The sequence below is a fragment of the Psychrobacillus sp. AK 1817 genome, assembly GCF_008807035.1.
In the GTDB taxonomy this organism is placed as follows: Bacteria; Bacillota; Bacilli; order Bacillales_A; family Planococcaceae; genus Psychrobacillus; species Psychrobacillus faecigallinarum.
The window spans coordinates 2,619,036-2,637,626 of the sequence record NZ_CP031739.1; the positions used below are offsets into that span (position 1 = coordinate 2,619,036).

The following is an 18,591-nucleotide window of genomic DNA, read 5'->3' on the forward strand; positions in this document are numbered from 1 at the left end:
TTCATATGGCTAAAAAGAAAACAAAATTTATGTGTAACTCTTGCGGCTACGAGGCTGCCAAATGGATGGGTAGATGTCCGGGGTGTGGAGAATGGAACACTATGGTGGAAGAGGTAGAGGTAGTCTCTAAGGGACCTAGACATTCTTTTCAGCATTCGTCTGGAGTCACTCAAAAAGCAACCCCAATCATATCCATTGAAACAGTCGAGGAACCACGTGTACAAACTGATTTAGTAGAATTGAATCGTGTATTAGGCGGAGGAATTGTGCCAGGCTCCCTAGTTTTAATTGGGGGAGATCCAGGTATAGGTAAATCAACGCTTCTTTTACAAGTTTCTGCTCTTCTTGCGAATAAAGGGGAAAGAGTACTCTATATATCAGGAGAAGAATCAATCCGCCAGACAAAACTCCGAGCGGAACGTCTAGGAGTCACTTCAAATGAACTTTATATTTATTCGGAAACCAATTTAGAATTGATCAATGAAACGATTGATCAAGTAAGCCCACGGTTTGTAATAGTGGATTCTATCCAAACGGTTCATCATCCAGAGGTAACAAGTGCCCCAGGAAGTGTATCCCAAGTGCGTGAAAGTACAGCTGAGCTAATGCGGATTGCGAAAACTAAAAATATTGCCATTTTCTTGGTGGGACATGTAACTAAGGAAGGCCAAATTGCTGGTCCAAGAATACTCGAGCATATGGTAGATACTGTTTTATACTTTGAGGGAGAACGTCATCATAATCATCGCATATTGCGCTCACAAAAAAATAGATTTGGTTCTACCAATGAGATTGCTATTTTTGAGATGGTGCAACAGGGTTTAAGGGAAGTACTTAACCCATCTGAATTATTTTTACAGGAGCGTTCCCAGGGAGCGGCTGGATCTGCCATTGTTGCCTCAATGGAAGGGACAAGACCGATTTTAGTAGAGATTCAAGCGCTTGTGACACAATCGAGCTTTAATTATCCAAAAAGGATGGCCACAGGGATTGATCAAAATCGAATTTCTTTATTAATGGCCGTGCTAGAAAAACGCATGGGACTGCTACTTCAAACGCAGGATGCCTACATAAAAGTTGCCGGTGGAGTAAAATTAGACGAACCTGCCATCGATTTAGCCGTCCTAGTAAGTATCGTATCTAGTTTTAGAGATACGGGTGCTGCTCCAACCGACTGTTTTATAGGTGAGGTAGGATTAACAGGAGAAGTAAGAAGAGTATCTAGGATTGAACAAAGAGTGCAAGAGGCAGCTAAGCTAGGCTTTAAACGAGCAATTATCCCTGCATCTAATATGGGGGGCTGGGATTATCCGAAGGGTCTGCAGGTTATTGGAGTAGAGTCTGTAAACCAGGTGATGAAAGAAGCCTTTTCATAAAAAGAAATAAGATGTTGCGGGGGAATAAAGTATTCAAGTTTAACTCTTGTTTTAACTGGGTGTACTCATAGATTTAAAAGTAACAGATAGGTAATCCTTTGCTTTGGTTGTACACGTTAGAGTGTCAATCTGACATTTTCATGTTAGTTTAGCGGGCAAGGGATAACCTTCTTCCTTGCGACTTATTAGACGTATAGGGAAAACAGGAAGTATAATAAAATTTAAATGGAGGTGGAAAATTTGTTAAAGTGGATTATCCAAATTGCTTTTGTATTGATAGGTGGAACATTAGGGTTGCTATTCTTACCGCACTTATATGAACTAATCAATTTATCCGACAACCCTTTGATTAATAATTTATATGTTTCCGTAATAATCGGAGCAATCATGCTGTATGTGGCTGCCCTATTTTTAACAGATTACTTAATACATTTTATCAAATGGATGGAAGAAAGGCTTTTAAAGGCCCCAATCGGAGATTTGTTATTTGGGACACTAGGGATGGTAATCGGGTTAGTGGTAGCTTTCTTCCTTGGCTCGGCTGTATCAACTATTGAGCTACCAGTCATTCGTTCGGTTGCCCCTGTTCTCTTAACCATTATTTTAGGATATCTAGGTTTCCAGGTAGGATACAAAAAGAGAGACGAATTGCTACATGTGTTCACCCCGTCCTCTAAACTACCTTCTTTGAAGAAAAAAACAGCTGAGGAGGAAGCCAAGGAACTTCCGTTGGGTACCTATAAGCTGCTAGACACGAGTGTCATTATTGATGGAAGAATAGCAGATATATCGGAAACGGGCTTTATGGAAGGTGTGCTAGTAGTTCCTCAATTTGTTTTAACGGAGCTTCAGCATATCGCAGATTCTTCTGATACGTTAAAAAGAACAAGAGGACGAAGAGGTCTAGATGTTTTAAACAAATTGAAGGATGAAAGAAGCACTGCGGTTTTAATAGTGGAGGAAGACTTTGATGATGTTCAAGAGGTCGACTTAAAGCTAATGCGTCTAGCCAAAAAAATGGGTGGCGTAGTAGTAACCAATGATTTTAATCTAAACAAAGTATGTGAATTGCATCAAGTGCGGGTATTGAATATTAATGACTTAGCTAATGCTGTCAAACCCGTAGTTATTCCCGGGGAAATAATGCATGTTGTTGTGATTAAAGATGGAAAAGAGCATAATCAAGGTGTAGCTTATTTAGATGATGGCACGATGATTGTAGTTGAAGGTGGTAAAGCGTTCATCGGACAAGCGATTAATGTGGAAGTGACAAGTGTCCTTCAAACATCGGCAGGACGAATGATCTTTGCGAAACCACAGGAAACGAAATAAGTAGTAAGGGGTGTTTCCTTTTAGGAGCATACCCTTTTTCTTTGTAACGGAGGAGGAAAACGAAATGGCTTACACAGTAATCTTACCAGCTGCGGGAAGTGGCAAAAGAATGGGAGCAGAGCATAACAAGCTTTTTATAGAATTAAAAAATATACCTGTACTAATACATACCCTCCGCGTATTTGAACGAGATCCCCAATGTGCTCATATTGTTTTAGCGGTAAAAAAAGATGAACAATCATATATAGAGCAGCTTCTTCTGCAGTATTCTATTCAAAAGGTTGCGGCAATAACTGAAGGAGGAGCAGAAAGGCAGCACAGTGTGTATGCAGGCTTGAAGGCAAGCCCCTCTAAAGAAGTTGTGTTAGTACATGACGCTGCTAGACCTTTCATCCATCAAGACGTTATCCATCGTCTAGTACAGGCCGCTGAAAAATTTGGAGCCGCTGTAGCAGCAGTTCGTGCCAAAGATACGATGAAAAAAGTTCAAAATGGTATAATACAGGAAACGGTTGAACGAGAGAGCCTATGGATCATCCAGACTCCACAGGCTTTTCAATATAACATATTGGAAAAAGCCGAAAGAATGGCAGAGCTAGAGTCCTTTTTAGGAACAGACGAGGCCATGTTGGTAGAAAGACAAGGTGAAAAGGTTCACATCGTGGAGAGCACCTATGATAACGTAAAGGTTACCACTCAAGAGGATCTACTTTTTGGAGAAGTAATTTTAAATAAACGAAAGCAGGAGGAACAATAAATTGTTAAGAATTGGACAAGGCTTTGACGTACATGAATTTGCAGACAATCGCCCATTAATAATAGGAGGAATCAAGATACCCTATGAAAGAGGGCTAATTGGTCACTCGGATGCGGATGTATTGCTTCATACAATTACAGATGCAGCGCTAGGAGCTATTGGAGAAGGAGATATTGGCAGACATTTCCCTGACACGGATCCCGATTTTAAAGATGCAGATTCCGCTAAATTACTCGAGCATATATGGAAGCTAGTAGATGCGCGAGGCTACAAGCTTGGAAATGTAGATTGCACTATTATTGCTCAGAAGCCTAAAATGGCTCCTTACATTGAGGAAATCCGTGCCAAAGTTGCAGAGCTTTTGCAAGCTGATGTGTCTCAAGTCAACGTGAAGGCAACGACTACTGAAAAGTTAGGATTTACTGGACGAGAGGAAGGAATTGCATCTTTAGCTACCATCCTTTTATTGAAAAAAGACTAACTTTAAAAAAACTACTGGCAGTGGTAGAATAGATAAAGTTTACTACTTTAGCAGACAGGCAAAAGTGAAGATATGCCTTGCCTTAAAAACTGATTGATTCCACTTTCCAGACGAAGGTTTAATTTAAACGCAAGATAACTAGGAGGATTTATAATGACACAAGAAGTTCGCGTACGCTATGCACCAAGTCCTACAGGAAATCTCCATATTGGAGGGGCACGTACAGCATTATTCAATTATTTATTTGCTCGCCACCATAATGGGAAATTTATCGTTCGTATAGAAGACACAGATATTGAGCGTAATATTGAAGGCGGAGAATTATCGCAGCTGGATAACTTAAAGTGGTTAGGAATGGAATACGACGAATCTGTAGATATCGGTGGACCTTATGCGCCTTATCGACAAATGGAGCGTTTAGATATTTACACAAAATATGCGGAAGAAATGCTAGAAAAAGGACATGCTTATAAATGCTTCTGTACTTCAGAGGAATTAGAAGCTGACCGTGAGCAACAAAAAGAAAATGGCGTGGCTGCACCGATGTATAACGGAAAATGCAGACATTTATCTAAAGAAGAAGTGCAAGAGAAGGAAGCGGCTGGAATGCCTTATACTATCCGTATGCGTGTGCCTGAAAATGTAACGTATACGTTTGAAGATTTAGTTCGTGGTTCTGTTTCCTTTGAATCGAAAGACGTTGGAGACTGGGTACTTGTAAAAGCTAACGGCATCCCAACGTATAACTACGCAGTAGTATTAGATGATCACTTAATGGAAATTTCACATGTATTCCGAGGAGAAGAGCATTTATCAAATACTCCAAAACAATTAATGGTGTTTGATGTATTTGGCTGGGAGTATCCACAATATGGTCATATGACTTTAATCATTAATGAGAGTCGTAAAAAATTATCAAAACGTGATGAATCAATTATTCAATTTGTTGCACAATATAAAGACCTGGGTTATCTTCCAGAAGCTATGTTTAACTTCTTTGCTCTATTAGGATGGTCTCCTGAAGGAGAGGAAGAGATTTTCTCTAAGGAAGAATTCATCAAGCTATTTGACGTTACTCGTCTTTCAAAATCACCATCTATGTTTGATAAGCAAAAATTAACATGGATGAATAATCAATATATTAAACAGCTACCACTTGAAAAAGTAGTAGAGCTTGCCTTGCCACATCTGCAAAAAGAGGGTCTTCTTCCTGCAGAATTGTCAGAGGAGCAACAACTATGGGCAACTAATTTAATAGCCCTCTATCACGATCAAATGAGTTTTGGAGCAGAAATTATTGAATTGTCATCATTGTTCTTCAACGACGACGTTGCATATAATGAAGAAGCTCTAGAAGTTTTGACTGGCGAACAAGTTCCGGAAGTCATGACGGCATTTAAAGCACAATTAGAGAGCTTAGATACATTTGAGGCAGCTGAGATTAAAGCGTCTATTAAAGCGGTCCAAAAAGAAACTGGACATAAAGGGAAAAACCTATTTATGCCTATCCGTGTCGTAACAACTGGTCAGACGCATGGTCCAGAATTAGCAGATGCGATCAGCTTAATAGGGAAAGAAAAAGTAATCGCTAGAGTTTCTAAATACGCAAAACAATAAAATTGACTTTTCCACTGCAAGGTGTGAAAATGAGTGTACAATTCATGAACGAAAAAAAGAAAGCTAAGAAGAGGAGAAGTACGTAACGCAAGTTCTTTAGAGAGGACCATCACCGGCTGAAAGTGGTCTGAACCAATGAGTTATGGAAATGCACCTCAGAGCGCCATGCCGAACTATGAGTAGGCTGGACGTATCATCTGCGTTAAAGATGTGAAGCGGGAAAGAGTATGTGTATCTTTCCAATCAGAGTGGAACCGCGCGAATGAGCGTCTCTGTCTATATTTATAGACAGAGACTTTTTTTGTGGAAAAAAGGAGTGATTTTAATGTTTGAGCGTATGAAAGAAGATATAGAAGTGGTATTTGAGCAGGACCCAGCCGCAACCAGCAAGCTAGAGGTTGTTTTAACATATGCCGGTTTACATGCAATCTGGAGTCATCGGATAGCCCATGCCTTTTATAAAAAGAAATGGTACTTTCTTGCAAGGCTAATATCCCAAATAAGCAGATTCTTTACAGGTGTAGAAATCCATCCTGGAGCAGTAATTGGCAGACGTTTCTTTATTGATCATGGTTCAGGTGTTGTTATTGGAGAAACATGTGAAATAGGTGACGATTGTACCATATATCAAGGAGTAACTTTAGGTGGGACGGGAAAAGAAAAAGGAAAAAGACACCCTACACTTAAAAATAATGTCTTAGTAGCTACTGGAGCTAAAGTATTGGGTTCCATTACAATTGGCAACAACAGTAAGGTTGGAGCAGGCTCTGTAGTCTTAAAGGATGTTCCAGAGAACTCGACGGTAGTTGGAATACCAGGGGTAGTCGTTATTCAGGATGGCAAAAAGGTAAAGAGAAACTTAGACCATCAAGATTTACCGGATCCGTTCGCTGATCGCTGTAAGGAGATGGAAGGTAAGATTGTGTTGCTGCAGCAAGAAATTGATCGACTGACAGAGGAAAAGGAGAGAGCTAATCGTCATGACAATTCAAATATTTAATTCATTAAAACGTGAAAAAGAGCCTTTTGTGCCAATAGAAGAAGGAAAGGTAAAAATGTATGTATGTGGTCCAACGGTATATAACTATATTCACATTGGAAATGCTCGACCAGTTATTGTATATGATACTGTACGCAAATATTTACAGTATCGTGGATATGACGTAACATTCGTATCAAACTTTACAGATGTAGATGACAAAATTATTAAAGCTGCAAATGAACTTGGAGAAGATGTATCCGAATTGACAAGTCGCTTTATCGATGCTTATTTTGCAGATGTAGAAGCTTTAGGATGCTCAAAAGCAGATTCCCATCCTCGTGTAACGGATCACATGGTGGAAATCATTGATTTTATAAAGGTATTAGTAGAAAAAGGCTATGCTTATGAATCACAAGGTGATGTCTATTATCGTACAAGAAAGTTCGAGGGCTACGGAAAGCTCTCCCATCAATCGGTGGATGACTTAAAAGTAGGGGCTCGTATTCAGAGAGGTGAAAAGAAAGAGGATGCATTAGATTTTGCCCTTTGGAAAGCTGCAAAGCCGGGTGAGATATTCTGGGAAAGCCCATGGGGTCAAGGTCGTCCGGGATGGCATATCGAATGTTCTGTTATGGCTCGTGAAATTTTAGGAGACACGATTGATATTCACGCAGGAGGCCAGGATCTAACTTTCCCTCACCATGAAAATGAGATTGCTCAATCAGAGGCAAGGACCGGTAAGACATTTGCAAGATATTGGATGCATAACGGTTATATCAATATAGACAACGAAAAAATGTCTAAATCGCTCGGCAACTTCGTATTGGTGAATGATATCCGCAAGCAAATTGACCCACAAATATTGCGTTTCTTTATGCTTAGTGTTCATTATCGTAATCCTATTAATTACTCACAGGAACTTGTGGAGCAAGCGGAGGCAGGTTTGGAACGTATCCGTACCTCGTATGAAAATGTTCTTCATCGCTTAAAAACAACAGCGGATTTAGGTGATCAGCATGACATGTGGATGCACAAAATAGAGGAAGTAAAACAGCAATTTGAAATAGCGATGGATGACGATTTTAATACGGCAAATGGAATAGCTGCATTATTTGAGCTATCTAAATTAGCGAACACATATCTGTTAGAGAAGCAAACATCTGAAGCAGTGCTAAAGCAATTTATTTCGATTTTAGATTCCTTAACAGCAGTTCTTGGAATTACCCTTTCTAAGGAGACAGAAGTCCTGGATGAGGAAATCGATGCTCTTATCGAAGAACGAAATCAAGCGAGAAAAGATCGCAATTTTGTTCGTGCAGATGAAATTAGAGATCAACTAAAAGAAATGAATATTATTTTGGAAGATACTGCCCAAGGTATCCGATGGAAGAGAGGGTGACCTTTTGTTAAACTTTAAAGTATCTGACGTAAAGCAACTTAATTCCTTGGCCTTAGCTTATATGGGAGATGCGGTGTTCGAGCAAGTTGTGCGCGAACACCTCATCCGCTCGGGGCGTGTAAGACCGAATATCCTGCATAAGGAAGGAACAAAGTATGTATCTGCCAAGGCGCAAGCGATGATAGTGAAAGAAATGTTAAACACTAAATTTTTGACAGAGGAAGAGGAGGCTGTTTTAAGAAGAGGCAGAAATGCCAAATCTGGAACTGTCCCTAAAAATACAGACGTTTTAACGTATCATTATAGTACCGCGTTTGAAGCAGTTATTGGAAGCTTATACTTAAGTGAGCAAGCAGAACGCCTGCAAGAGGTCCTGAATTTTTCCATTGACTTTATTGATGGACAGAAAGGAGAGAAAAAATAATGGCTGATCAAACAGAACAAACAGGAGAAATTATTGCTGGTAAAAACCCTGTAGTAGAGGCATTACGTTCAGGAAGAGATATGAACAAAGTGTGGATAGCGGAAGGCATCCAAAAAAGTGGAGTGACGGAAATTATTCAACTGGCAAAGGAGGCTGGCATTATTGTTCAGTTCGTACCAAAGAAAAAACTGGATAATTTAACCGATGCAAATCATCAAGGAATTGTTGCATCTGTTGCTGCCTATAAATATGCGGAATTAGACGATTTGTTTAATCTAGCTGCGAGTAAAAAAGAGGATCCTCTCTTTATTATTTTGGATGAAATTGAAGATCCGCATAACCTAGGGTCCATTATGCGAACTGCAGATGCGGTAGGAGCGCATGGTATTATCATTCCGAAGCGAAGAGCGGTTGGTTTAACTGCAGTCGTAGCAAAAGCATCTACAGGTGCTATTGAGCATATACCGGTTTATCGTGCAGGAAATTTGGCGCAAACAGTGGACGAGCTCAAGGAGCGTGGGGTATGGATTGCAGGTACAGATGCTGCCAAATCTACAGACTATAGAAATATGGATGCCACACTTCCACTAGCTCTAATAATCGGCAGTGAAGGAAAAGGGATGAGCCGATTGTTAAAAGATAAATGCGACTTTCTTTACCATTTGCCGATGGTTGGTCATGTAACTAGCTTGAATGCGTCAGTTGCTGCGTCGATACTTCTTTATGAAGTATTGCGCGTAAGAAACCCGCTCAAAGGATAGGATTATGCAAATTCTACTTGTCGATGGTTATAACATCATCGGCGCATGGAGCGAGTTAAGAAAACTAAAAAAAGATAAATTACTAGATGCTAGAGATAGACTAATCGAGCAAATGGCGGAGTATAAAGCATTTACCGGTATTCGAGTAATAGTTGTGTTTGATGCTCACTTAGTACCGGGTATAGAAAACAAAAAGAAGCAGTATGATGTTGAAATTATCTATACGAGAGAAAATGAAACAGCAGACGAACGGATTGAAAAGCTAACCCGAGAGCTAAGTGGAAGGCGAGTGCAAATCTATGTAGCCACCTCTGATATGACAGAACAAAGGGTCATATTTGGACAAGGTGCGCTAAGAAAATCTGCTAGAGAACTAGAAATTGAAATGCTTTCTATTTCCTCGAATATTACGAAAAAAGTGAAGAATATCCAAGAGAATAAGCCAACTTCGACAATTATTTTATCGGAGGAAGTAGCGGAAATTTTCGAAAAATGGCGAAGAGGAATGAAATGACTCATTGACGCTATAAATTTGCTTCCTGTATACTGATGGTAAATATGTCTAATTTAGCTGAGGTGACTTCATTGGAAAAAACAGAGCTGGATCTACAACAATTGGATAGTTTACTAGATGAAGAGCTTGTAGAGATGGTTCATCAAGGAAACACTGAAGCGCTAGATTATTTGATAACGAAATACCGCTCATTTGTAAGAATGAAAGGTAGATCCTATTTTTTAATAGGTGCTGATAGAGAAGATATTCTTCAAGAAGGAATGATTGGTTTATATAAGGCGATTCGAGATTTTAGAGAAGAGAAACTTTCATCTTTTAGAGCTTTTGCTGAACTCTGTATAACTAGACAGATTATTACTGCTATTAAAACAGCTACTAGGCAAAAACATATCCCGCTTAATTCTTATATTTCCTTGGACAAGCCTATCTATGATGAAGAATCAGATCGAACTCTAATGGATATGATTGCTGGCTCAGTTGTAGACGATCCTGAAGAATTAATCATAAATAGAGAGAATTATGATTACATTGAAGGTAAAATGGGAGAGATATTAAGTGAACTAGAGCAGCAAGTGCTCGCCTTGTATTTAGATGGACAGTCCTACCAAGAAATTTCTGAAGAATTGAATCGTCATGTTAAATCTATAGACAACGCGTTACAGCGAGTAAAACGTAAACTGGAGCGTTATATGGAAATTGGAAGTAATTATGCATAATTTGGGATTTTGTTGACATGGTATGGCGAAGGTGATAATCTTGAAAAAGACTTATACGCCGAAAAGGTGAGAAAATGACTAAGAAAATTGTCTTGAGTTGCGTAGAATGTGGTAACCGCAATTATACAGTCCCTGCATCTAAAGATACCGGTTCTGTTCGCATAGAAAGAAAAAAGTATTGCACGCATTGTAATGCTCATACAGTACACAAACAAACGATATGAGTATAGAAGTAAGATAGATTTTCCATGTGGAGGTTTAGCTAAAATGGCTAATATTGGTGGTTTTTTTAAAAACGTAGTATCAGAAATGAGAAAAGTAAGCTGGCCAAAACGTAAAGAGTTAACACGCTATACAATCATTGTGCTTGCAACAGTAGTGGTTATGGCTGTATTCTTTGCAGTAGTAGACTTAGGAATTTCTGAATTGTTCCGTTGGTACTTGGAGTTATAGGTTTGTAGCATGTAAATATTTGAAAATAGCCCGTCTTAGTCAACGAACGGGTTTTTTCATTTGTCTTAGAAAAGGAGGGAAGGACGCTTAAGTCCCGACACTATGGAAAAAAATTGGTATGTTGTTCATACGTACTCTGGGTATGAAAATAAAGTAAAAGCAAATTTAGAAAAACGCGTAGAAACAATGGGGATGTCTGATAAGATATTCCGAGTGTTCATCCCTGAACAAGAAGAAACAGATTTCAAAGATGGGAAAAAACGTGTAGTAACTAGAAAAACATTCCCAGGATATGTTTTTGTTGAGTTAATCATGACAGACGATGCTTGGTATGTAGTGAGAAACACACCTGGTGTTACTGGCTTCCTTGGTTCATCAGGCGGCGGTACAAAACCAACTCCTCTTGCTCCAGAAGAAGTTCAATCCATGTTAAAACAAATGGGTATGAATGATCGCAAAGTTGAAGTAGACTTCTCCATCGGAGAATTGGTAGAAGTATTAGAAGGACCATTTGCACATTTCCAAGGTAAAGTAGAAGCTATTGAAGCCGAAAAAGGCAAAGTGACTGTTTCTATCGATATGTTTGGTCGCGAAACAAATATGGAACTAGATTTCGAACAAGTAATCAAAGTATAATTTATTACTTGCTAAAAAAATGGATAAGTGGTATCATTTCAAAGGTCAGACTGAAAAAAAGTCTGCATGAATTTTCTAAATGTTATCAGCGCAGAGCTGAGAGACAGATATTTGAGTGGGAGGGGCAACCCAATTACCACATCACGGACTTAAGGAGGTGTGTCTCGTGGCTAAAAAAGTGATTAAAGTTGTAAAATTACAAATTCCTGCTGGTAAAGCAAATCCAGCGCCACCGGTTGGTCCTGCATTAGGACAAGCGGGTGTTAACATCATGGGATTCTGTAAGGAGTTCAACGCACGTACTGCTGATCAAGCAGGTCTAATCATTCCGGTTGAAATTTCTGTATTTGAAGACCGTTCATTTACTTTCATTACAAAAACTCCGCCGGCAGCAGTGTTACTTAAAGTAGCAGCAGGAATTCAATCTGGATCAGGTGAACCAAACCGCGTTAAAGTGGCGACAGTTAAACGTGATAAAGTTCGCGAAATCGCTGAACAAAAAATGCCAGATCTAAACGCTGCATCTGTTGAAACAGCTATGTTGATGGTTGAAGGTACAGCACGTAGCATGGGTATTACGATCGAAGACTAATACTTAATGTGATTTTGATATGACGCAATTGTTTTTTTGGAAGGTTGTAGTTGTTCCCAAGAATAACTGCAACCTTTACACGTGGGAGGTTTATTCCGCTAAAACCACTATCAAGGAGGACATTTTAAATGGCTAACAAAGGTAAAAAGTTACAAGAAGCTGCTAAATTAGTTGACAAAAATACATTGTATTCAGCTAAAGAAGCAATCGAGCTTGCTAAAAAAACTAGCACAGTTAATTTCGACGCAACAGTTGAAGTTGCTTTCCGTCTAGGAATCGATACTCGTAAAAACGACCAACAAATCCGTGGGGCAGTAGTTCTTCCAAACGGAACTGGTAAAACTCAACGCGTATTAGTTTTCGCTAAAGGTGAAAAACTTAAAGAAGCTGAAGCTGCTGGTGCAGACTATGCAGGTGATGTGGAATACATCAACAAAATCCAACAAGGATGGTTTGACTTCGATGTAATCGTAGCTACTCCTGACATGATGGGTGAAGTTGGTAAAATTGGTCGCGTACTTGGACCAAAAGGTTTAATGCCAAACCCTAAAACTGGTACTGTTACATTTGATGTAACTAAAGCTATCGAAGAAATCAAAGCTGGTAAAGTAGAATACCGTGCTGACAAAGCAGGGATCATTCACGCTCCAATCGGAAAAGTTTCTTTCGAAGACGACAAATTAGTAGAAAACTTTATGTCTGTATTTGAAGTAGTTCAAAAAGCTAAGCCTGCTGCTTCAAAAGGTATTTACATGAAGTCTGTAAATGTTACAACTACTATGGGTCCAGCTATTAAAGTTGATGCTTCATCAGTAAAATAATAATTGACAACCTAATAGTCTATCTGTTAAGATGACTTTTGTTGTGAAATATACATTTGTACCGAAGACAGTAGGAGCGACTTGTCGCTTAATATCCTACCGAGGACACGTAAATTCAGATTCTAATTAGATGATGACTTTCTGCCTCTGTGTCTATCCGTAGATCAGAGGCTTTTCTTTTGTCGGTATAAATGGCCCAATTCTTATAGGAGGTGCCAAGATGAGCAAAGCAATTGAAACGAAAAAAGTGATTGTAGACGACATTGCAGAGAAATTTAAAGCTGCTGCTTCAGTAGTTGTAGTAGACTACCGTGGTTTAAATGTTGCTCAAGTTACAGAATTACGTAAACAACTTCGTGAAGCTGGCGTTGAGTTCAAAGTTTATAAAAACTCACTTACACGTCGTGCGACTGAAATCGCTGGAGTTGATGCAATTAACGAATTCTTAGTTGGACCAAATGCTGTTGCATTCTCTAACGAAGACGTAGTTGCTCCTGCAAAAATCATTAATGATTTTGCTAAAAAGAACGAACAATTAGAAATTAAAGCAGGGATCATCGAAGGAAACGTATCTTCAGCAGAAGATGTAAAAGCTTTAGCAGAACTTCCATCACGCGAAGGACTACTATCTATGCTTTTATCTGTACTTCAAGCTCCAGTGCGCAATTTCGCACTTGCAACAAAAGCTGTTGCAGAACAAAAAGAAGAGCAAGGCGCATAATTCCTTATGGAACTTTGCACAAAAATCGGCTAATAGCCTAAAACATATCCAATAATAGGAGGAAAATAAAATGAACAACGAGCAAATCTTAGAAGCTATCAAATCAATGACAGTTCTTGAATTAAACGACTTAGTAAAAGCAATTGAAGAAGAATTTGGTGTTACTGCTGCTGCACCTGTAGCTGTAGCTGCTGGTGGCGGTGCTGCTGCTGCTGAAGAAAAAACTGAATTTGACGTTATCCTTGCATCTGCAGGAGACCAAAAAATTAAAGTAATCAAAGTAGTTCGCGAAATCACTGGTCTTGGCTTGAAAGAAGCTAAAGAAGTAGTTGACAACGCTCCAAAAGCACTTAAAGAAGGCGTATCTAAAGAAGATGCAGAAGCTATGAAAGCACAACTTGAAGAAGTTGGAGCAAACGTAGAAGTTAAGTAATTTTTGGTACAACCCGGGGAAAAAGCTCGTCTTTAAACGACGAGCTTTTCTTCGTATGTATGATGGAGGGTTAAACGGTGTCTGAACATTATTATTCTAGAAAACCTCAAACGGAAAGTAAGCCACAACATTGGAACTTTAAATTGCTAGGCCATAATTTTCGATTTGAAACAGATGCTGGTGTTTTTAGTAAGAGCGAAGTAGATTTTGGCTCCCGTGTATTAATCGATGCTTTCAAAGCGCCAGATCAAGAGGGAGACTTCTTGGATGTTGGTTGTGGCTATGGTCCGATTGGGCTTGCCATTGCAAAAGCAAATGAAGAAAGAACAGTTCATTTAGTAGATGTTAACACGCGTGCAATCCAACTTGCAGTAAAAAATGCGGCTGCTAACGGGGTACAAAATGTGCGAATCTATGAAAGTGATGGGTTGTCCGCAGTGGAAACTGCAAACTTTGCGGCTATTATAACTAATCCACCCATTCGCGCTGGAAAAGAGACTATATTTCGTTTCTATAAAGATTCCTTTGAAAAATTAGTTTCAGGGGGAGAATTGTGGGTTGTCATTCAAAAGAAACAAGGGGCACCATCTACTTTTAGTTTTTTAGAAGAGATTTTTGGTCAAGTGGAAGTTGTGAACAAAGAAAAAGGTTATTGGATTATAAAGGGTACAAAAGATTGACTTGACAAAATCGCTATGATATTATAATAAAATGCAAAAATATTATTTTGAGGACTTATGCCCTTTTGTATAAAGGCTATACTTTATGGGTATACTGGCCGAGAAAAAGTTTGGTGAATCAAAAATGAGCTCTTATTAAGAACTCGTTTTCTTTTTGTCTTTCGATATCATACACCAAAATGTCTATATCGAAAAGACCTATTATCGCTTTATTGAGGGGTGAATGAGTTGACAGGTCAACTAGTTCAGTACGGACAACACCGCCAGCGTAGAAGTTTTGCGCGTATTAGTGAGGTGCTAGAATTACCGAATCTTATTGAGATTCAAACAGCATCTTATGAATGGTTCCTTGAAGAAGGTTTGCGTGAAATGTTTAAGGATATTTCACCTATCGAGGATTTTACAGGCAATCTATCATTGGAGTTTGTCGACTATAGTTTGAATGATCCAAAATATTCAGTCGATGAATCTAAAGAACGTGACGCAACATACGCAGCACCACTTCGCGTAAAAGTACGTCTCCACAACAAAGAAACGGATGAAGTGAAAGAACAAGATGTCTTTATGGGTGATTTCCCACTCATGACAGAAACTGGTACTTTCGTTATTAATGGTGCTGAGCGAGTAATCGTATCTCAGTTAGTCCGTTCACCAAGTGTTTACTTCCATGACAAAACAGACAAAAATGGTAAAAAAGGTTTTGGTGCTACTGTTATTCCAAACCGTGGTGCATGGCTTGAATACGAGATTGATGCAAAGGACGTAGTGTACGTTCGAATTGACAGAACTCGTAAATTACCAGTAACTGTTTTACTTCGCGCTTTAGGATTCGGTTCAGATCAAGAAATCATTGATTTACTCGGTGACAATGAGTATTTACGTAACACGCTAGAAAAGGACAACACAGAAACTACTGAAAAAGCGTTATTAGAAATCTATGAACGCTTACGTCCAGGCGAGCCACCAACTGTGGAAAGTGCAAAGAGCCTGCTATACTCTCGCTTCTTTGACCCAAAACGCTATGATTTAGCAAATGTTGGTCGTTACAAAATGAACAAAAAATTACACATAAAAAATCGTTTGTTTAACCAAACAGTAGCGGAAACGTTAGTGGATCCAGAAACAGGTGAAATTTTAGTTGAAGCTGGTACACTGATCGATCGTCGTGTATTAGACAGACTGATCCCTCATTTGGAAAATGGAATTGGATTTAAAACATTCTCTCAAGTTGGAGGAGTTTTAGAAGACGATATTACGGTTCAATCGATTAAAATTTATGCACCAAATGATGACGAGCAAAAAGAGATAAATGTAATTAGTAATGCGTATGTGGAAACCGAAGTTAAAAACATTACGCCTGCAGATATCGTGTCATCTATTGGTTATTTCTTTAACCTATTATTCAACGTTGGAAACACGGATGATATTGACCATCTAGGAAACCGTCGTTTACGTTCAGTTGGAGAGTTATTACAAAACCAATTCCGTATTGGTCTTTCTCGTATGGAGCGTGTAGTTCGTGAGCGTATGTCAATAAACGATACACAAGCAATTGTTCCACAACAGCTGATAAATATTCGTCCAGTAATTGCATCTATCAAGGAATTCTTTGGTAGTTCTCAATTATCTCAGTTCATGGACCAAACAAATCCACTTGCAGAGTTAACTCATAAACGTCGTCTTTCTGCTTTAGGACCCGGTGGTTTAACGCGTGAGCGTGCAGGCTTCGAGGTTCGTGACGTTCACTACTCTCACTATGGTCGTATGTGTCCAATTGAAACTCCTGAGGGACCTAACATTGGTTTAATTAACTCACTTTCCAGTTTTGCGAAAGTAAATAAATTTGGATTTATCGAAACTCCTTACCGTCGAGTTGACCCTGAAACTGGTCTTGTAACTTCACGTATTGATTACCTAACAGCAGATGAAGAGGACAACTATGTTGTTGCGCAAGCTAACTCTCCACTTTCTGACGACGGTGCATTCGTAAACGAAGAAGTAGTTGGCCGTTTCCGTGGTGACAACACGGTATTTAGAAGAGATCAAATTGACTACATGGACGTATCACCGAAACAAGTAGTTTCTGCTGCTACAGCATGTATTCCATTCTTAGAAAACGATGACTCTAACCGTGCCCTAATGGGAGCGAACATGCAACGTCAAGCTGTTCCTCTTTTAAACCCAGAAGCTCCGTTTGTAGGAACTGGTATGGAGCATGTCAATGCACGTGATTCAGGTGCCGCTGTTATTGCTAAGTATCACGGGATCGTAGAACATGTAGAAGCGAAAGAGATTCGCGTTCGTCGCATTGAAGAAGTGGATGGAAAAGAAGTTAAAGGTGATTTAACAACTTATAAAGTTCACAAATTCGAACGTTCTAACCATGGTACATCTATTAACCAACGTCCAATCGTTAAGGTTGGAGACCGTGTTAAACCTTTAGATATCCTTGCAGACGGTCCATCTATGGAACAAGGAGAGCTTGCGCTAGGACGTAACGTACTAGTTGCCTTCATGACATGGGATGGATATAACTACGAGGATGCTGTAATCATGAGTGAGCGTCTTGTGAAAGATGATGTCTATACTTCTGTGCATATTGAAGAATACGAGTCAGAATCACGTGATACGAAACTTGGGCCAGAGGAAATTACGAGAGACATTCCTAACGTCGGAGAAGATGCTTTACGTAACTTAGATGACCGTGGAATTATCCGTGTCGGTGCTGAAGTTAGAGACGGAGATATTTTAGTAGGTAAAGTAACGCCTAAAGGAGTTACAGAACTTACTGCTGAAGAACGTCTACTTCACGCTATTTTCGGAGAAAAAGCTCGTGAAGTTCGCGATACATCTCTACGTGTACCTCATGGTGCAGGCGGAATTGTATTAGATGTAAAAGTCTTCAATCGTGAAGATGGGGATGAACTATCACCTGGTGTTAACCAACTAGTACGTGCTTATATCGTTCAAAAACGTAAAATCTCTGTAGGGGATAAAATGGCCGGACGACATGGTAACAAAGGGGTAATCTCTCGTATTCTTCCGGAAGAAGATATGCCTTTCCTTCCAGACGGAACACCGGTGGACATTATGTTAAATCCACTAGGGGTACCTTCTCGTATGAATATTGGGCAAGTACTAGAGCTTCACTTAGGTATGGCTTCTAGACTTCTTGGTGTTCACATGGCTTCACCTGTATTTGATGGTGCCAACGAGGAAGATGTATGGAACACGATGGAAGAAGCAGGCTTGAACCGTGATGGTAAAACGACTCTTTATGATGGTCGTTCAGGTGAACCATTTGATAACCGCGTTTCAGTAGGGGTTATGTATATGATCAAACTTGCCCACATGGTTGATGACAAGCTTCATGCTCGTTCAACAGGACCTTATTCTCTTGTTACGCAACAGCCTCTTGGTGGTAAAGCGCAATTCGGTGGACAACGTTTTGGTGAGATGGAAGTATGGGCACTAGAAGCATATGGTGCTGCTTATACATTACAAGAAATCTTAACGGTTAAATCTGATGACGTGGTTGGACGTGTGAAAACATATGAAGCCATCGTTAAAGGTGAAAGTGTTCCTGAGCCAGGCGTTCCTGAATCATTCAAAGTATTGATTAAAGAACTACAAAGTTTAGGTATGGACGTTAAGATGTTAACAATTGACGAAGAAGAAATTGAACTTCGTGATTTAGATGAAGATGACGATATTCCGGCAGCTGATGCACTTGGTTTATTACCACTAGCTAATGAAGAAGAGCCAGTTGGAAACTTAGAGTAAGGTCAAGCAGGAATAATTGATTAGATAAAAAATCGGACAGGTGATGCCTGTCCGTATTTCCGTATTAAATTGCATTATGCAGAGCTACTTGGAAGGTCTTTCTAAAGACTCAA

Annotated in this window: 20 protein-coding genes and 2 other annotated features; all 20 genes read left to right on the forward strand. The window is 39.5% G+C overall.

What is annotated here, in order from left to right:
* Positions 1 to 5 precede the first annotated feature (5 nt).
* The 20 genes from radA to rpoB all read left to right on the forward strand — a co-directional run bounded on the left by radA (position 6) and on the right by rpoB (position 18,478).
* Positions 6 to 1,376 (forward strand): DNA repair protein RadA, encoded by a 1,371-nt coding sequence (radA, locus tag D0S48_RS13005; RefSeq protein ID WP_151112032.1) that lies wholly within the window; start codon positions 6 to 8, stop codon positions 1,374 to 1,376.
* A gap of 240 nt (positions 1,377 to 1,616) precedes the next feature.
* Positions 1,617 to 2,708, forward strand: a complete 1,092-nt coding sequence (locus D0S48_RS13010; protein ID WP_144540921.1) for a PIN/TRAM domain-containing protein — start codon at positions 1,617 to 1,619, stop codon at positions 2,706 to 2,708.
* 64 nt (positions 2,709 to 2,772) lie between these two features.
* Positions 2,773 to 3,465, forward strand: coding sequence for a 2-C-methyl-D-erythritol 4-phosphate cytidylyltransferase (gene ispD, locus D0S48_RS13015; RefSeq protein WP_151112034.1), 693 nt, complete (start codon positions 2,773 to 2,775; stop codon positions 3,463 to 3,465).
* A 1-nt stretch (position 3,466) separates the two neighbouring features.
* Positions 3,467 to 3,946 carry a 2-C-methyl-D-erythritol 2,4-cyclodiphosphate synthase gene (gene ispF / locus D0S48_RS13020; RefSeq protein WP_151112036.1) on the forward strand — a complete coding sequence of 160 codons (480 nt, stop codon included), beginning with the start codon at positions 3,467 to 3,469 and terminating at the stop codon, positions 3,944 to 3,946.
* Positions 3,947 to 4,099: 153 nt separating this feature from the next.
* The gene (gene gltX, locus D0S48_RS13025) at positions 4,100 to 5,563 is read left to right on the forward strand and encodes a glutamate--tRNA ligase (protein WP_144540927.1); all 1,464 of its coding nucleotides are present in this window, start codon (positions 4,100 to 4,102) and stop codon (positions 5,561 to 5,563) included.
* 56 nt (positions 5,564 to 5,619) lie between these two features.
* Positions 5,620 to 5,840 (forward strand) — a binding site (T-box leader).
* Between the two features lie 48 nt (positions 5,841 to 5,888).
* Positions 5,889 to 6,563: a serine O-acetyltransferase gene (gene cysE / locus D0S48_RS13030; protein ID WP_151112038.1), complete on the forward strand. Its 675-nt coding sequence runs from the start codon at positions 5,889 to 5,891 to the stop codon at positions 6,561 to 6,563.
* Positions 6,544 to 7,944, forward strand: coding sequence for a cysteine--tRNA ligase (cysS, locus tag D0S48_RS13035; protein ID WP_151112040.1), 1,401 nt, complete (start codon positions 6,544 to 6,546; stop codon positions 7,942 to 7,944). Before cysE ends, cysS begins: the two co-directional genes overlap by 20 nt.
* Positions 7,945 to 8,005: 61 nt before the next feature.
* Positions 8,006 to 8,368, forward strand: coding sequence for a Mini-ribonuclease 3 (locus D0S48_RS13040; RefSeq protein WP_151113819.1), 363 nt, complete (start codon positions 8,006 to 8,008; stop codon positions 8,366 to 8,368).
* Positions 8,368 to 9,129 carry a 23S rRNA (guanosine(2251)-2'-O)-methyltransferase RlmB gene (gene rlmB, locus D0S48_RS13045; RefSeq protein ID WP_151112042.1) on the forward strand — a complete coding sequence of 254 codons (762 nt, stop codon included), beginning with the start codon at positions 8,368 to 8,370 and terminating at the stop codon, positions 9,127 to 9,129. The genes D0S48_RS13040 and rlmB overlap by 1 nt, the downstream gene beginning before the upstream one ends.
* A gap of 4 nt (positions 9,130 to 9,133) precedes the next feature.
* Positions 9,134 to 9,643 (forward strand): NYN domain-containing protein, encoded by a 510-nt coding sequence (locus tag D0S48_RS13050; RefSeq protein ID WP_151112044.1) that lies wholly within the window; start codon positions 9,134 to 9,136, stop codon positions 9,641 to 9,643.
* Positions 9,644 to 9,687: 44 nt separating this feature from the next.
* On the forward strand, positions 9,688 to 10,359 hold the full coding sequence (sigH, locus tag D0S48_RS13055; protein WP_144541046.1) for an RNA polymerase sporulation sigma factor SigH: 672 nt from the start codon (positions 9,688 to 9,690) through the stop codon (positions 10,357 to 10,359).
* A 74-nt stretch (positions 10,360 to 10,433) separates the two neighbouring features.
* Positions 10,434 to 10,583, forward strand: coding sequence for a 50S ribosomal protein L33 (gene rpmG / locus D0S48_RS13060; protein WP_144540937.1), 150 nt, complete (start codon positions 10,434 to 10,436; stop codon positions 10,581 to 10,583).
* Between the two features lie 43 nt (positions 10,584 to 10,626).
* Positions 10,627 to 10,812: a preprotein translocase subunit SecE gene (secE, locus tag D0S48_RS13065; protein ID WP_144540939.1), complete on the forward strand. Its 186-nt coding sequence runs from the start codon at positions 10,627 to 10,629 to the stop codon at positions 10,810 to 10,812.
* 102 nt (positions 10,813 to 10,914) lie between these two features.
* Complete coding sequence (gene nusG / locus D0S48_RS13070) at positions 10,915 to 11,448, forward strand: transcription termination/antitermination protein NusG (RefSeq protein ID WP_144540941.1); 534 nt, start codon at positions 10,915 to 10,917, stop codon at positions 11,446 to 11,448.
* A gap of 166 nt (positions 11,449 to 11,614) precedes the next feature.
* On the forward strand, positions 11,615 to 12,040 hold the full coding sequence (rplK, locus tag D0S48_RS13075) for a 50S ribosomal protein L11 (protein ID WP_144541048.1): 426 nt from the start codon (positions 11,615 to 11,617) through the stop codon (positions 12,038 to 12,040).
* 128 nt (positions 12,041 to 12,168) lie between these two features.
* The gene (gene rplA, locus D0S48_RS13080) at positions 12,169 to 12,861 is read left to right on the forward strand and encodes a 50S ribosomal protein L1 (protein WP_144540943.1); all 693 of its coding nucleotides are present in this window, start codon (positions 12,169 to 12,171) and stop codon (positions 12,859 to 12,861) included.
* Positions 12,862 to 12,904: 43 nt separating this feature from the next.
* Positions 12,905 to 13,048, forward strand: a sequence feature (ribosomal protein L10 leader region).
* A gap of 33 nt (positions 13,049 to 13,081) precedes the next feature.
* Positions 13,082 to 13,582, forward strand: a complete 501-nt coding sequence (gene rplJ, locus D0S48_RS13085) for a 50S ribosomal protein L10 (RefSeq protein ID WP_144540945.1) — start codon at positions 13,082 to 13,084, stop codon at positions 13,580 to 13,582.
* 70 nt (positions 13,583 to 13,652) lie between these two features.
* Positions 13,653 to 14,015 (forward strand): 50S ribosomal protein L7/L12, encoded by a 363-nt coding sequence (gene rplL / locus D0S48_RS13090; protein ID WP_144540947.1) that lies wholly within the window; start codon positions 13,653 to 13,655, stop codon positions 14,013 to 14,015.
* Positions 14,016 to 14,092: 77 nt separating this feature from the next.
* A complete protein-coding gene (locus D0S48_RS13095) occupies positions 14,093 to 14,695 on the forward strand; it encodes a class I SAM-dependent methyltransferase (protein ID WP_151112046.1) in 603 nt (200 codons plus the stop codon).
* Between the two features lie 228 nt (positions 14,696 to 14,923).
* Positions 14,924 to 18,478 (forward strand): DNA-directed RNA polymerase subunit beta, encoded by a 3,555-nt coding sequence (rpoB, locus tag D0S48_RS13100; protein ID WP_144540951.1) that lies wholly within the window; start codon positions 14,924 to 14,926, stop codon positions 18,476 to 18,478.
* The last annotated feature ends 113 nt before the right edge of the window (positions 18,479 to 18,591 follow it).